The 13,306-nt window shown below is 72.5% G+C and carries 16 protein-coding genes and 1 tRNA gene; 8 read left to right on the top strand and 9 right to left on the bottom strand.

Annotated elements, in window-relative coordinates:
• Positions 1-3: 3 nt before the first annotated feature.
• The 3 genes from Actkin_RS01340 to Actkin_RS01330 are packed head-to-tail and all read right to left on the bottom strand — an operon-like array spanning position 4 to position 1,203.
• Complete coding sequence (locus tag Actkin_RS01340) at positions 4-591, bottom strand: hypothetical protein (protein ID WP_189208802.1); 588 nt, start codon at positions 589-591, stop codon at positions 4-6.
• On the bottom strand, positions 588-1,043 hold the full coding sequence (locus Actkin_RS01335) for a RidA family protein (protein ID WP_189208803.1): 456 nt from the start codon (positions 1,041-1,043) through the stop codon (positions 588-590). Before Actkin_RS01335 ends, Actkin_RS01340 begins: the two co-directional genes overlap by 4 nt.
• A 1-nt stretch (position 1,044) precedes the next feature.
• A complete protein-coding gene (locus Actkin_RS01330) occupies positions 1,045-1,203 on the bottom strand; it encodes a Sp36 family protein (RefSeq protein ID WP_189208804.1) in 159 nt (52 codons plus the stop codon).
• Between the two features lie 49 nt (positions 1,204-1,252).
• Between Actkin_RS01330 and Actkin_RS01325 the strand changes: the two genes are divergently transcribed.
• From Actkin_RS01325 to Actkin_RS01315, 3 genes are read left to right on the top strand one after another with little or no spacing between them, the layout of a single operon-like run.
• Positions 1,253-1,501: a hypothetical protein gene (locus Actkin_RS01325; protein WP_258905550.1), complete on the top strand. Its 249-nt coding sequence runs from the start codon at positions 1,253-1,255 to the stop codon at positions 1,499-1,501.
• Positions 1,502-1,546: 45 nt separating this feature from the next.
• A complete protein-coding gene (locus Actkin_RS01320; protein WP_189208806.1) occupies positions 1,547-2,551 on the top strand; it encodes an ATPase BagA in 1,005 nt (334 codons plus the stop codon).
• Positions 2,548-3,669 (top strand): ATPase BagB, encoded by a 1,122-nt coding sequence (locus Actkin_RS01315; protein WP_189208807.1) that lies wholly within the window; start codon positions 2,548-2,550, stop codon positions 3,667-3,669. The genes Actkin_RS01320 and Actkin_RS01315 overlap by 4 nt, the downstream gene beginning before the upstream one ends.
• On the opposite strand, the gene Actkin_RS01310 is transcribed toward Actkin_RS01315, so the two are convergent.
• The gene (locus Actkin_RS01310) at positions 3,655-3,969 is read right to left on the bottom strand and encodes a WhiB family transcriptional regulator (protein WP_189208808.1); all 315 of its coding nucleotides are present in this window, start codon (positions 3,967-3,969) and stop codon (positions 3,655-3,657) included. The two genes, Actkin_RS01315 and Actkin_RS01310, sit on opposite strands and share 15 nt — an antisense overlap.
• Positions 3,970-4,206: 237 nt before the next feature.
• On the opposite strand from Actkin_RS01310, the gene Actkin_RS01305 reads away from it, so the two are divergent.
• On the top strand, positions 4,207-6,729 hold the full coding sequence (locus Actkin_RS01305) for a transglycosylase domain-containing protein (protein ID WP_258905547.1): 2,523 nt from the start codon (positions 4,207-4,209) through the stop codon (positions 6,727-6,729).
• 56 nt (positions 6,730-6,785) lie between these two features.
• On the opposite strand, the gene Actkin_RS01300 is transcribed toward Actkin_RS01305, so the two are convergent.
• On the bottom strand, positions 6,786-7,256 hold the full coding sequence (locus tag Actkin_RS01300) for a GatB/YqeY domain-containing protein (RefSeq protein WP_258905546.1): 471 nt from the start codon (positions 7,254-7,256) through the stop codon (positions 6,786-6,788).
• A gap of 59 nt (positions 7,257-7,315) precedes the next feature.
• Here Actkin_RS01300 and Actkin_RS01295 point away from each other — a divergent pair, with 59 nt between their 5' ends.
• Together Actkin_RS01295 and Actkin_RS01290 are read left to right on the top strand one after the other, a co-directional pair.
• Positions 7,316-8,263 carry a metallophosphoesterase gene (locus Actkin_RS01295; protein ID WP_229786532.1) on the top strand — a complete coding sequence of 316 codons (948 nt, stop codon included), beginning with the start codon at positions 7,316-7,318 and terminating at the stop codon, positions 8,261-8,263.
• A gap of 17 nt (positions 8,264-8,280) precedes the next feature.
• A tRNA-Pro gene (locus Actkin_RS01290) sits at positions 8,281-8,357 on the top strand.
• 117 nt (positions 8,358-8,474) lie between these two features.
• On the opposite strand, the gene Actkin_RS01285 is transcribed toward Actkin_RS01290, so the two are convergent.
• From Actkin_RS01285 to Actkin_RS01275, 3 genes are all read right to left on the bottom strand, one after another.
• Positions 8,475-8,708 (bottom strand): hypothetical protein, encoded by a 234-nt coding sequence (locus tag Actkin_RS01285; RefSeq protein ID WP_189208811.1) that lies wholly within the window; start codon positions 8,706-8,708, stop codon positions 8,475-8,477.
• 69 nt (positions 8,709-8,777) lie between these two features.
• Positions 8,778-9,386, bottom strand: coding sequence for a hypothetical protein (locus Actkin_RS01280; RefSeq protein ID WP_258905545.1), 609 nt, complete (start codon positions 9,384-9,386; stop codon positions 8,778-8,780).
• Between the two features lie 69 nt (positions 9,387-9,455).
• Positions 9,456-9,665, bottom strand: coding sequence for a ferredoxin (locus Actkin_RS01275; RefSeq protein WP_189208813.1), 210 nt, complete (start codon positions 9,663-9,665; stop codon positions 9,456-9,458).
• A 75-nt stretch (positions 9,666-9,740) separates the two neighbouring features.
• On the opposite strand from Actkin_RS01275, the gene Actkin_RS01270 reads away from it, so the two are divergent.
• Entirely contained in the window at positions 9,741-11,579 is a 1,839-nt protein-coding gene (locus Actkin_RS01270) for a S9 family peptidase (RefSeq protein ID WP_189208814.1), read from the top strand.
• Here the strand turns inward: Actkin_RS01270 and Actkin_RS01265 are convergent.
• Entirely contained in the window at positions 11,524-12,123 is a 600-nt protein-coding gene (locus Actkin_RS01265) for an NADPH-dependent FMN reductase (RefSeq protein ID WP_189208815.1), read from the bottom strand. The two genes, Actkin_RS01270 and Actkin_RS01265, sit on opposite strands and share 56 nt — an antisense overlap.
• Positions 12,124-12,232: 109 nt before the next feature.
• Here Actkin_RS01265 and Actkin_RS01260 point away from each other — a divergent pair, with 109 nt between their 5' ends.
• Entirely contained in the window at positions 12,233-13,279 is a 1,047-nt protein-coding gene (locus tag Actkin_RS01260; protein ID WP_229786533.1) for an alpha/beta hydrolase, read from the top strand.
• The last annotated feature ends 27 nt before the right edge of the window (positions 13,280-13,306 follow it).

Raw genomic sequence — 13,306 nt, 5'->3', positions numbered from 1 at the left:
GGTCTAGTGGTGGGCCAGGGCGATCAGCGGCTCGGACGCGGCCAGCGCCTCGCGGTGGTACTGCGGCACCTCGTGGCCGCGGACCAGCACCTCGACCGCGGGCTCGTCGCTGCCCAGGGCGCGCAGCACCCGCTGCAGCTCCCCGACCAGCCGCACGGGCCCCTCCGTCACGGTGACCAGCACGACGCGGGTGTCGCCGGAGCGGCCGCGGCGCCAGCTGGAGCGGGCCTCGACCACCTCGGGGCGGCCGCGCAGCAGCGCGCCCAGCACGACGGCGAGCGAGTCGCCGCGGCTGACCCATTCGGGCGATTCGGCGGTGAACGTGTAGCCGAGTTCGGGCACGTCGTCGACCCACGGCACGGCGTTGAGCCGCTCCGGGTCGGCCCCGGCGGGCACCAGGACGGCGCCGAGCGCGCGCGACTCCTCGGGGGTGATGCCGACCCGCTCGCGCAGCAGCATCAGCGGCAGCGCGCGGGCGACGGCGTCGACGGCGCCCGCGGCGACCCAGTCGCGCAGGCGCCACAGCTCGCGGTCGTCGATGCGGCCCGCGAAGCGCAGCAGCAGCTCGTGGCAGTCCTCTGCGGTGCTCATGCGACCTCGACGATCAGCTCGACCTCGACCGGCACGCCCAGCGGGAGCTCGGCGACCCCGACGGCCGAGCGGGCGTGCTTGCCGTTCTCGCCGAAGATCTCGGCGAGCACGTCCGACGCGCCGTTGATCACCCCGGGCTGCCCGGTGAACCCCGGCGCGGAGGCGACGAACCCGACGACCTTGACCACCCGCACCACGGACTCCAGTCCGACCAGCGCGTCGATGGCGGCCAGGGCGTTGAGCGCGCAGATCCGCGCGAGCCCGGCGGCGTCCTCCGGCGTGACGTCGGCGCCGACCTTGCCGGTGGCGACGACCTTGCCGTCGACGACCGGGACCTGGCCCGCGGTGTAGACGAGGGAGCCGGTGCGCGCGGCGGGCACGTAGGAGCCCGCGGGCGCGGCGACCGACGGTAAGGAGATGCCCAGCTCGGCGAGGCGCTCGCGGATGGCCACGTCAGACCGCCTTCGGCCGCTTGAGGTAGGCGACGTGCTGCTCGCCGGTCGGGTTCGGTAGGACCGTGACCAGCTCCCAGCCGTCCTCGCCCCACTGGTCGAGGATCTGCTTGGTCGCGTGGATCAGCAGCGGGATGGTCGCGTACTCCCATCGAGTCATGCCCGCAGCCTAGGGCAGGCCGGATCACCCGCGGAGCTACGGTGGTCGAATGGAGGGCTGGCGGATCTTCGCGACCGTGCTGCTGGGGGCGGGCGGCCTGCTGCTCGTGCTGGTCACGATGGCGAAGGTCCGCGACCGCGCGCGCCGGTCGGGGCCGGTGGCGATGGCGGGTGCGATCGCCGTCACGATCCTGCTCCTGCTGTGCCTGCTGACCGCGACCGTGCTCGCGCCCGTGGTGGCCTGGGGCGCCGTCGTCGTCGTGTGCGCCGCCGCGGCCGCGCTCACGCTCGTAGGGTGAAGCATCACAGGGCGGGACCGACAACCCGGCATTTACCCTGAACAGGTGACCTCTCCCGTCGTCGGCTGGACCGCCGAGATCGCCCGTGCGCGGCTGCACGTGGTCTCCGGCAAGGGCGGGACCGGCAAGACCACCGTGGCCGCCGCCCTCGCCCTGGCCCTGGCGCACGGCGGGCGGAAGGTGCTGCTGGTCGAGGTCGAGGGCCGCCAGGGCATCGCCCAGGTGTTCGACACCCAGCCGCTGCCGTACTCCGAGGAGAAGGTCGCCATCGCGCCCGGCGGGGGCGAGGTCCGCGCGCTGCACATCGACGTCGAGGCGGCGCTGCTGGAGTACCTGTCGATGTTCTACAACCTCGGCTTCGCGGGCCGCACGCTGCGCCGCATGGGGGCGATCGAGTTCGCCACCACGCTGGCGCCCGGCCTGCGCGACGTGCTGCTCACCGGGAAGATCAAGGAGTGCGCGCGGCGCACCGACACCCGGGGCAGGCACGTCTACGACGCGATCGTGGTCGACGCCCCGCCGACCGGGCGGATCGTGAAGTTCCTCGACGTCACCCGGGCCATGGCCGACCTGGCCAAGGTGGGCCCCATCCGCGGCCAGAGCGAGGGCGTCGTGCGGCTGCTGCACTCCGGGGACACCGCCGTCCACCTGGTCACGCTGCTCGAGGAGATGCCGGTGCGGGAGACCGTCGACGCGGTCGGCGAGCTCGACGGCGCCGACCTGCGCCCGGGCGCGATCGTGCTGAACCGGGTCCGCCCGCCCCGGCTGCCCGCCCGCTCGGTCACCCCGGCCGCCGACGGCCGGGTCGACGCGAGCCGGGTGCGCGACGGGCTGGCCGCCGCGGGCCTGGCGCTGGCCGACGACGTGCTGGACGGCCTGGTCGAGGAGACCGTGGAGCACGCCGTGCGGGTGCAGGCCGAGCAGCGGGCGCGCGCGCAGCTTGCCGAGGTGGACCTGCCCGCCGTCGAGCTGCCCGACCTGGTCGACGGCGTGGACACCGCCGCGCTCTACGAGCTGGCCGAGGCCCTGATCGATCAGGGGGTCCGATGACCACTCTCGACATGGACCGGCTGGTCGACGACCCGGCGACGCGGGTGATCGTGTGCTGCGGCTCCGGCGGGGTCGGCAAGACGACCACCGCGGCCGCGATCGCGGTGCGCGCCGCGGAGCGCGGCCGCAAGGCGGTCGTGCTGACCATCGACCCGGCGCGCAGGCTCGCCCAGTCGCTGGGCCTGCGCGAGCTCGACAACACCCCGCGCCAGGTCGAGGTCGACGGGTTCGCCCCGACGGGCGAGCTCAGCGCGATGATGCTCGACATGCGCCGCACCTTCGACGACATGGTGCTGGCGCACGCCGGGCCCGAGCGCGCCCGCGAGGTGCTGGCCAACCCCTTCTACAAGACGATCTCCTCGTCGTTCTCCGGCACGCAGGAGTACATGGCGATGGAGAAGCTGGGCCAGCTCGCCGCGGAGGGCGCCTACGACCTGATCGTGGTCGACACCCCGCCGTCGCGGTCGGCGCTGGACTTCCTCGACGCCCCGCAGCGGCTGTCCACCGCGCTCGACGGGCGCATGATCAAGCTCCTGATGGGTCCGGCCCGCGCGGGCGGGCGCGGCCTGCGCAAGGTGGTCAGCGCCGGGTTCGGCCTGTTCGCCAAGGCCGTGTCCACGGTGGTCGGCGGCCAGCTGCTGGCCGACGCGTCGGCGTTCGTGCAGGCGTTCGACAGCATGTTCGGCGGCTTCCGCGAGCGCGCCCGGCGCACGGCGGAGCTGCTGCGGTCCTCGGGCACGGCGTTCGTGGTGGTGGCCGCGCCGGAGCCGGACGCGCTGCGCGAGGCGAGCTACTTCGTCGAGCGGCTGGCGGCCGAGTCGATGCCGCTGGCCGGTCTGGTCGTCAACCGGACGCACCCGGTGCTGGCCGAGCTGCCCTCGGCGCAGGCGCTGGCCGCCGCGGAGAGCCTGGAGAGCGCGGGCACCGCGCCGCTGGCCGCGGCCGTGCTGCGCCTGCACGCCGACCGCGTTGCCCTCGACCGGCGCGAACGCAGGCTGGTCGCCCGGTTCACCAAGGCCCACCCGTCGGTCGCCCGCGCCGAGGTCCCCGCCATGCCCGCCGACGTGCACGACCTCGACGGGCTGCGGCTGATCGGGGAGCGGCTAGCCGACCTGTAGTTCGCGCGCGGTGTCGTGGCGGCGCGAGTCCTGCCGGGCGCTGTCGAGCAGGTCGCGCCAGGAATCGACCTCGGGCCTGCGGCGCAGCAGCGCGCGGCGCTCCCGCTCGGTCATCCCGCCCCAGACCCCGAACTCGATGCGGTTGTCCAGGGCCTCCGCCAGGCACTCGGTCCGCACCGGGCACGCGACGCAGACCAGCTTGGCCTTGCGCTGCTCGGCGCCTCGGACGAACAGGCCGTCCGGGTCCTCGTCCCGGCACGTCGCGCGGACTCGCCAGTCGACCTGTGCTTCGAGATACATGTATCCCCCACCCCTGTCGTCGTCGCGACCCATCAACCCGATACCCCCCGGTATCAGGTGCTTCCCGCCGGCGCGCAGATACACGGTCCGTCGAAGAAGCGCTGTCGTGAGACGTTGACGGACTCTAGCGACCGTCGGTTCCATCGAGAACACCAGGGCGCATAGACGTTACGCAATGTCAATATCGCGGCCGTGGTGATCAGGTGAGCCAACCGGGTGACGCGTACTCTGGTGCCCGTGCGTGTTGGAGACAGCCTGCTGAAGCTTCTCGGTCTCTGTCTGCTGGCCGGTGTGCTCGTCGCCGGCATGCTCTTCCCCGTGGTGGGGGCGTTGGGGGTGATGTCAAACCGAGCCAGCGACACGATCGACAGCGTGTCCGCCGACCTGGTCGCCACCGATCCGCCGCTGGTCACGCGCGTCACCGACGCGCAGGGCAAGACCATCGCGACCATCTACGACCAGTACCGGCTGCCGGTCACCCCTGACCAGATCTCGCCGACGATGACGGCCGCGCTGGTCGCCATCGAGGACCGGCGGTTCTACGACCACCACGGCGTGGACTGGAAGGGGACCATCCGCGCGGCGATCTCCAACCAGACCGGCGGCGACGTGCAGGGCGCGTCCACCCTCACGCAGCAGTACGTCAAGAACTACCTGATCAACGTCGTCAACCGGAACAACAAGACCGAGCAGAACAAGGCGCAGGAGCAGACCATCGCGCGCAAGCTGCGCGAGGCCCGCATCGCGATCCAGCTCGAGCAGAAGATGTCCAAGGAGGAGATCCTCACCGGATATCTCAACGTCGTCGAGTTCGCCTACGAGGTCTACGGCATCGGCGCGGCGTCCAACGCGTACTTCGGCACCACCCCGGACAAGCTGACGGTCGCGCAGTCGGCGCTGCTGGCGGGCGCGGTGAACAACCCCGTGCTCTACAACCCGTGGCGCAACCCGGCGGGCACGCTGGCCCGGCGCAACCTGGTGCTCGACAAGATGGTCGAGACGCAGAAGCTGTCGCCGGAGGCGGCCGAGGAGGCCAAGAAGGAGCCGCTGGGCATCCTGCCCGAGGTCCGCAAGCCCCCGGCCAACTGCGTCGGCGCGGGCCCGGAGATCGGCTTCTTCTGCCAGTACGTGTGGGTCTACCTGCAGGAGATCGGCTTCACGCCCGACCAGATCACCACCGGTGGCTACACGATCAAGACCACTCTGGACCGCCGCGCGACCGACCTGGCCAAGGCGGCGGCCGAGGCCCAGGTGCCCAAGTCGATCGAGGGCGTGGCCAACACCATGGCCATCGTCCGGCCCGGCAAGGAGCGGCACGAGGTCGTCGCGCTGGTGTCCAACCGGGACTACGGGCTCAACGGCGACAAGGGCCAGACCACCATCCCGTACCCGTACGGCGTGGAGAACAAGTTCGGCGCTGGCTCGGTCTTCAAGACGTTCACCGCCGCGGCGTACCTGGAGGCGGGCGGCGGCATCAACAACGTCATCAAGACGCCCAACCGCTACCAGTCCAGCAAGTTCCTCGGCGGTGGTGAGCGCTGTGGAGCCGCGCCCTACCCCAACACGCGCTACTACTGCCTGGGCAACTACAACGACAAGTACCCGCCGCAGATGACGCTGCAGCAGGCGCTCGCGACCTCGCCGAACACCGGCTTCGTGATCCTCGAGGAGCGCGTCGGCATGGACGCGGTCGTCGAGATGGCCAACCGGCTCGGCCTGCGCAAGACCCTGGCGTCGAACATCCTCGGCAGGACCCCCGACCCGAACGCCGAGAACAAGGACCTGCGGATCAGCCAGTCCCAGTTCTTCAAGCCCTCCGAGCACAACAAGCACGGCAACGCCTCCTTCACGCTCAGCCCCGCCCCGGTGAGCACGCTGGAGCTGGCCAACGTCGCCGCGACGATCATCAGCGGCGGTGTGTGGTGCCCGCCGACGCCGCTGATCGAGGTGCGCGACCGCAACGGCAAGAAGCTCGACTACACCGAGCAGCCGTGCGAGCAGGTCGTCGACGAGAAGCTGGCGAACAGCCTCGCGATCGGCATGAGCCACGACGACGAGGGCAGCGGCACCGCGGCGGGCGCGGCGCGGGCCTTCGGCTGGGACCGGCACTCGATCGGCAAGACCGGCACCACCCAGGCGTTCAAGTCCGCGGCGTTCATCGGGGCCACCCCGCAGCTGGCGGGGGCCGTGGCGACGTTCAACGACAGCCCGAGGCCCGAGGGCATCTGCCTCAACCCGGTGCGCCTGTGCGGGGAGAACGGCCGCATCACCGGCGGCTCGGTGCCCGCCAGGACGTTCTACCAGTCGATGTCGAAGATCCTGCAGGGCAAGCCGAACCTGCCGCTGCCCCCGGCGACGGAGCGGTACCTGGAGGGCGGCCCCGAGGTGAAGGTGCCGAACGTCATCGGCAAGTCCCGGGAAGAGGCCACCGACATCCTGACCAGGGCGGGCTACAAGGTCGTCGCCCAGGACCTCAACTCCGAGCGCAAGCGCGGCACGGTCGTCGGGCAGTCCCCGCGCGGGGCCGCGCTGCCCGGCGAGACGATCACGATCCAGGTGAGCACCGGGTACGTGCCGCCGCCGAGGACCACGGATCCGACCGACGCGCCGCCGTCCGGGCCGAACCCGCCGCCCGGTGACCGCCCGCCGGGCGACCGCCCGCCCGGCGGCCCCGGCGACAACCCCGGCGACCCGACCAACCCCGGGGGTCCGCCGGACGACGACGGACCGCCGATCACGATCGGCCCGATCCAGCCGTGAACGGCGAACGGGCGGCCACGGAACTCTCCGTGGCCGCCCGTTCGTCGTCTCGGGGGTCAGCCGGTCAGGCGGGACTTGACCGCGGCGGAGAGGCGCTTGCCGTCGGCGCGGCCCGCGGCCCTGGCGGTGGCGGCCTTCATGACCTGGCCCATCTGGCGCGGGCCGGGGGTCTCGCCCAGGGCGGTCGTCACCTCGGCGATGGCCTTCTCGACCACGGTGGCCAGCTCGGCGTCGTTGAGCTGCTTGGGCAGGTAGTCGGCGAGGACGGCGGCCTCGGCCAGCTCCTGGTCGGCCTGCTCGACGCGGCCCGCGCCGCGGAAGGCGTCGGCGGCCTCCTTGCGCTTCTTGACCTCGCGGGTCAGCACGCGCTCGACCTCGTCGTCGGCCAGTTCGCGGGCGACGTCGCCCGCCACCTCCTCGGTGGTCAGGGCGGCGAGGGCCATGCGGAGGGTGGCCGTCCTCGTCTTGTCCCGGTCCTTCATCGCCGCGGTCAGGTCGGCCTGCAACCGCTCCTTGAGCTGTGCCATGGCACTCACGGTATCGCCTGGCGCACGTCAGTTTCCGACGGCGACGTACCCTCGAAGGTGTGAGCCACCACGTCCGGTCCATCGTCATCGGCGCCGCCGCGCTCGGCGCCGCCGCCCTCGCCTACGCGTCGGGGTACGAGCGCACCCGCTGGACGCTGCGCGAGGCCACCCTCCCGGTGCTGGCCGAGGGCGCCCGTCCGCTGCGCGTGCTGCACATCAGCGACCTGCACATGATGCCCGGGCAGAAGTCCAAGCAGGCCTGGGTCGCCGAGTTGGACCGACTCGACCCGGACCTGGTCGTGAACACCGGCGACAACCTGGCCCACCAGCAGGCCGTGCCCGCCGTGCTGCGCGCGCTGGGCCCGCTGCTGAACCGGCCGGGCGTGTTCGTCTTCGGCAGCAACGACTACTACGCGCCGAAGCCGAAGAACCCCGCGCGCTACCTGTTCCCGAGCGAGAAGCGCGTCCACGGCACCGCCCTCCCCTGGCGCGACCTGCGCGCCGCCTTCATCGAGCGCGGCTGGCACGACCTCACCCACACGCGCGCGCTGCTGACGGTCGACGGCCGCCCGATCGCCTTCGCGGGCGTCGACGACCCCCACCTGCGCCGCGACCGCTACGGCGACGTCGCGGGCAAGCCCGACCCGAAGGCGACCCTGCGGATGGGCGTCACCCACTCCCCGGAGCCGAGGGTGCTGGACTCCTTCGCCGAGGACGGCTACGACCTGGTCCTGGCCGGGCACACGCACGGCGGCCAGCTCCGCCTGCCGGGCTACGGCGCGATCGTGACGAACTGTGATCTCGATCGCAGCCGCGCCCGGGGCGCCTCCCGCTGGGGCGCCCACATGTGGCTGCACGTCTCGGCGGGTCTGGGCACGTCACCGTACGCGCCGGTCCGCTTCGCCTGCCCCCCGGAGGCCAGCCTGCTGACGCTGGTCCCCCGCCCGACGGGCGGCACGGCCGCGACAAGGGGTGCCCGATTCGGAGCCCGTGCGAGCGTCCGCTAGACTTCCTGACGTTCCACCGGGGTGTGGCGCAGTTTGGTAGCGTGCTTCGTTCGGGACGAAGAGGTCGCAGGTTCAAATCCTGTCACCCCGACCAGCTCAGGGCCGGTCCACAGTAGATGTGGACCGGCCCTGTGCCGTTGGTTGGGCCGATCAGCTGAGAAGGGGCGCCCGGTTGCCCGGGCGCCCCTTCGTCATCGGTGGTGCGGGTGGATCAGTTGTGGATCGACCAGATGATCAGCCGCCAGTTGCCGTACGGGGCGTAGTAGACGCACTCGGCGCCCACGTCGCCGCTGCGCCACTGGTTCGCCTCGTACTCGCAGGCGGACTGGGTGCTGTGCGTGGACACGACCCGGCGGTCGTGGTGAGCCGCTGCCGTGCCCGCGCTCGCGATCATGACACCCGCGGCGACCGACAGCCCCGCGAGAACCCCCATCGTCTTCTTCATGCCAAGATCCTCCCGCAGGGAACATGACACGTCAACCACTTGTCCTGGTTGTCCGAAAAGGACGCACCGCTAGGAGATCGCGCGCTGGTGGTCGACGTACGCCGTGGCCTGGGAGGCGAGCCAGGCGTCGAGTTTGGCCAGGTTGGTGTTGGCGGGGATGCGGTACGCGCGGGCGCGGCGGGCGTCGACGACCACGGGGGTGGCGTCGGGGAACAGGTCGAGCATGCAGACCTGCATCAGGCGGGCGGCGGCAATCGCGGTGTCGCGGGGCAGTTCCGCCTCCTTGAGGTGGAACAGGGCGACCTCGGCGCCCGTCTTCGTGCGGTACGCCAGGTGGGGGGTGACGTCGATCCGCAGGCCGCCGGTCTCCAGGACCGAGTCCCCCGCCGTCACGACGACGCCCTTCGCGCGGCGCCACCACTCCAGCAGGCCGTCGGTGGCCTCCTGGTACGCCCGCTCCTGCCCGCTCAGCTCCAGGCCCTGGGCGGCGACGGTGAGCACCGCCGTCGGGTCGGCCGAGGCCAGGGCGACCGGGATCGCCTCCAGCAGGGGCGCGTAGTACTGGGCGCCCACGTACTCGTCGGCCGGGATGCGCCGGGTCGCGACGATCTCCGTGCGTCGGGCACGCGAGCCCGTCGCGTACTCGGCAAAGGTCAACGCGCTGAGCGTCACCAGCATGCCGCACTCCCCTCGATTTGGGCCTCCACCTGGGGAAACGTTACCGAGGGGGTACGACAGAAACAGCCGCTAAGCGAGTAGGTCCCGACCGTTCTCGGTGACCATGATGGCCAGGGCGGGACACGTCTCGGCGGCGTCGAGGACGTTCTCGTCCGGCTCGATCTCCTCGGCCGTGGGCACCGCGGCGGCGCCGTCCATGGCGAAGCGGTCGGGGGCGGTGGCGACGCACAGGCCCGATGCCATGCAGCGGTCTGCGCTCACTTCGATCTTCCAGGTCACACCGACACCGTATGCGCCGGGAACCACCCCGTCATCCTCTCCCTGGCTTTTGCGCACTCCTGGCAGGATCGGGGCGTGACCCACACTCATCCCGCCGCCGAGGTCCCCGACCGCCTCTTCGCCGACGACGCCGAGGAGGCGCGCTGGCGGGCCCGCTTCCGGGCGCCCAGGGTGACGCTGCCGGACTGGGCCCGCGAGGCCCCCGACCGCACCGTGTACGTCTCCAACGCCAGCGGCGTCTGGGAGGTCTACGCCTGGGACCGCTCGACCGACACCCACCGCCAGGTGACCGACCGCCCCAACGGCACGGTGCACGCGACCGTCTCCCCGGACGGTGAGCACGTGTGGTGGTTCGACGACACCGACGGCGACGAGTTCGGCGTGTGGCGGCGCGAGCCGTTCGCCGGGCGGCCGTCGGGCACGGCCGCCGAGATCGCCGTGCCGGGCGTGCCCGCCGGGTACCCCGCGGGCATGTCGCTGGGCGATCGCGTGTGCGCGGTCGGCGTCTCCGGCGACGAGGGCACCACGGTCTACCTCTCGCGTGACAACGGCGCGGGAGAGGTGGTCTACCGCAACGAGCACGACGCCGGGGTGACCGCGCTCTCCGAGGACGAGACGCTGCTGGCCATCACCCACTCCGAGCACGGCGACAACCGCCACCCCGCGCTGCGCGTGCTGTCGGTGGCCGACGGCTCGACCGTCGCGGAGAAGTGGGACGGCAAGGGCAAGGGGCTCGACGGCATCGCGTTCAGCCCGGTCGCGGGCGACCAGCGGCTGCTCGTCGCGCACGAGCGGCGCGGCCGCGAGGAGCTGCTGATCTGGGACGTCGTCGCCGACACCGAGACCGAGATCGTCCTCGACCTGCCCGGCGAGGTCACCGCCGACTGGTACATGGACGGGACCGCGCTGCTCATCGCGCACACGCACCAGGCGCGCAACACCCTGCATCGCTACGACATCGCCACCGGCTCACTGTCCACACTCGACACCCCGGCAGGCACGATCAGCTCGGCCCACACGCGCCCGGACGACACCGTCGAGTACGCGTGGTCGTGCGCTGCGGAGGCCAGCGTGGTGCGCGCGCTGTTCACCGACTCCACCGACCGCGTGCTGCTCACCCCGCCCGGCGACCGCGCGCCCCGGTCCCAGCCGCTGGTGGACGCGTTCGTCGACACCCCGAACGGGCCCGTGCACGCGCTGATCGCCCGGCCGGACGGCGACGGCCCGCTGCCGACGGTGTTCAGCCTGCACGGCGGCCCGCACGCCGCCGACGAGGACCGCTTCTCGGCCTACCGGGCGATGTGGCTGGACGCCGGGTTCGCCGTGGTGCACGTGAACTACCGCGGCTCCACCGGCTACGGCTCGGCCTGGCGGGACGCCATCGAGGGCAGGCCGGGGCTCACCGAGCTGGCCGACGTCGCCGCCGTGCACGACTGGGCCGTCGCCGACGGCCTTGCCGACCCGGCGCGGTGCGTGGTCAACGGCGCGTCCTGGGGCGGCTACCTGACCCTGCTGGCCCTGGGCACCCAGCCCGAGCGCTGGGCCGCGGGCGTCGCCGCGGTGCCGGTGGCCGACTACCTGGCCGCCTACGAGGACGAGATGGAGCCGCTGCGCGCGTTCGACCGGGCGCTGTTCGGCGGTTCGCCGGACGAGGTGCGCGAGCGCTACGTCGAGTCGTCGCCGATCACCTACGTCGACCAGGTCCGCGCGCCGGTGCTGGTGCTGGCCGGGGAGAACGACCCGCGCTGCCCGATCCGGCAGATCGACAACTACCTCGACCGGCTGGCCGAGCGCGGGGTGCCGTACGAGACCTACCGCTACGACGCCGGGCACGGCTCGCTCGTGGTCGCGGAGACCATCAAGCAGTCGGCCATCGAGGTGTACTTCGCGCTGCGTGCCCTGAAGATGCGCTGAGCGCGAACTCGGCCACCTGCAGGCCGATGCGGCGCAGGGTGCTCGCGACCTTCGGGTCCGAGCACCCGCCCGCGCCGTCGAAGGTGACCTCGGCGCTGTTGACCGACGCCCCCAGCGGCGTCGGCCAGCCGCGCAGGGCGTGCACGATCGAGCGCAGGGCGGTCAGCGTGGTGACGCTGGCCTGCCAGCCGGACGCGGTGGCCACGCAGCCGACGGCGCGGCCGTCGAGGTAGGGGCGCTCGTCGGCGCGCAGGTCCTCGACGTAGTCCAGGGCGTTCTTGACCAGTCCGGAGACGGTGCCGTGGTAGCCGGGCGAGACCAGGACGACGCCGTCGGCCTCGCGCAGTTCCTCGATGAGCCTGCGGGCGGTGTCGGAGCGCTCGGGCAGCGTCGGGTCGTAGAACGGCAGGACGATGTCGGCGCCGGACAGCACGGTCGTCTTCGCCCCCGCCTCGGCCGCGCCCGCCAGGGCCAGTCGCAGGGCGCGCTCGGACTGCGAGTCCGCGCGCAGGGACCCGCCGATGCCCACCACCGTGACCGTCACTCCGCCATCCTTTCACCGCTCCCAGCACCGTACGACCTCCAGCGCGGTCGAGGTCCAGACGTGTGAGACTGGTTACCGATCGGCGCTACCGGCGGGTAACGTGCCGGTCATGTCGAAGCTGATGAGCCGCGTCCCCCTCGGCGTCCAGGCGGGCTTCGCGCGCGCCGTGTTCGCCCTGCCCGGTCCCGTCCGCCGCCTCATCGCGGGCCCGCCGATCCGCGTCGACGGGCAGGAGCTGGCGCTGGACGCGCAGTTGCTGCTGGTCCTCGACCGCCTCGGCGACCACGAGTTCGTCCGGGGCACGCCGGAGCAGGCCAGGGCCAACCTCGCCCGCACGGTGCCGCTGGTCGCGGGCCCGCCGATCGAGCCGGTCGCGGTGCGCGAGCTGAGCCTGGGCGGCGTCCCGGCGCGGCTCTACACCCCCGCCGAGGACACCGACGCGATGCTCGTCTACTACCACGGCGGCGGCTGGGTGCTGGGCACGCTCGACAGCCACGACAACACCTGCCGCTACTTCGCCCGCGAGGCGGGGGTGAAGGTGCTGTCGGTGGACTACCGGCTCGCGCCCGAGCACGCCTTCCCCGCGGCCGTGGACGACGCCGTCTCGGCGTTCCGGCACGCGCACGCCAAGGCGGCCGACTTCGGCGTCGACCCCGGCCGCATCGCCGTGGGCGGGGACAGCGCAGGCGGGAACCTGGCCGCGGTGACGTCGCTGCTGACCACGCGCGACGGCGGCCCGGCCCCGGCGTTCCAGCTGCTGTTGTACCCGGGCGCCGACTCCAGCGTGCGCAGGCCATCGCGCGACCTGTTCGCCGAGGGCTTCTTCCTGACCAGCGCCAACATCGACTGGTTCTGCGACCACTACTGCCCGGACGTCGCCCAGCGCAGCGACCCGCGCTTCTCGGTGCTGCTGGCCGAGGACCTGACCGGGCTGCCGCCCGCCTACCTGGCCACCGCGGGCTTCGACCCGCTGCGCGACGAGGGCGAGGCCTTCGGCGCGAAGCTGGCCGATGCGGGCGTGCCGGTCACCGTCCGCCGCCAGCGCGACCTGATCCACGGCTACGCCAGCTTCCTCGGCCTGGGCACCCGCTTCCGGGAGGCGACCGCGGAGGCGGCGGGCGCGCTGCGCACCGGCCTGGCGCTGGCCCGCCCCTGAGCCGAGCGGTCCACTTCGGACCAGACG

The organism is Actinokineospora sp. UTMC 2448, from assembly GCF_024760565.1.
Classification (GTDB): Bacteria; Actinomycetota; Actinomycetes; order Mycobacteriales; family Pseudonocardiaceae; genus Actinokineospora; species Actinokineospora fastidiosa.
The sequence above is the reverse complement of the archived record's forward strand: the minus strand, read 5'-3'. Positions and strand labels throughout refer to the sequence as shown.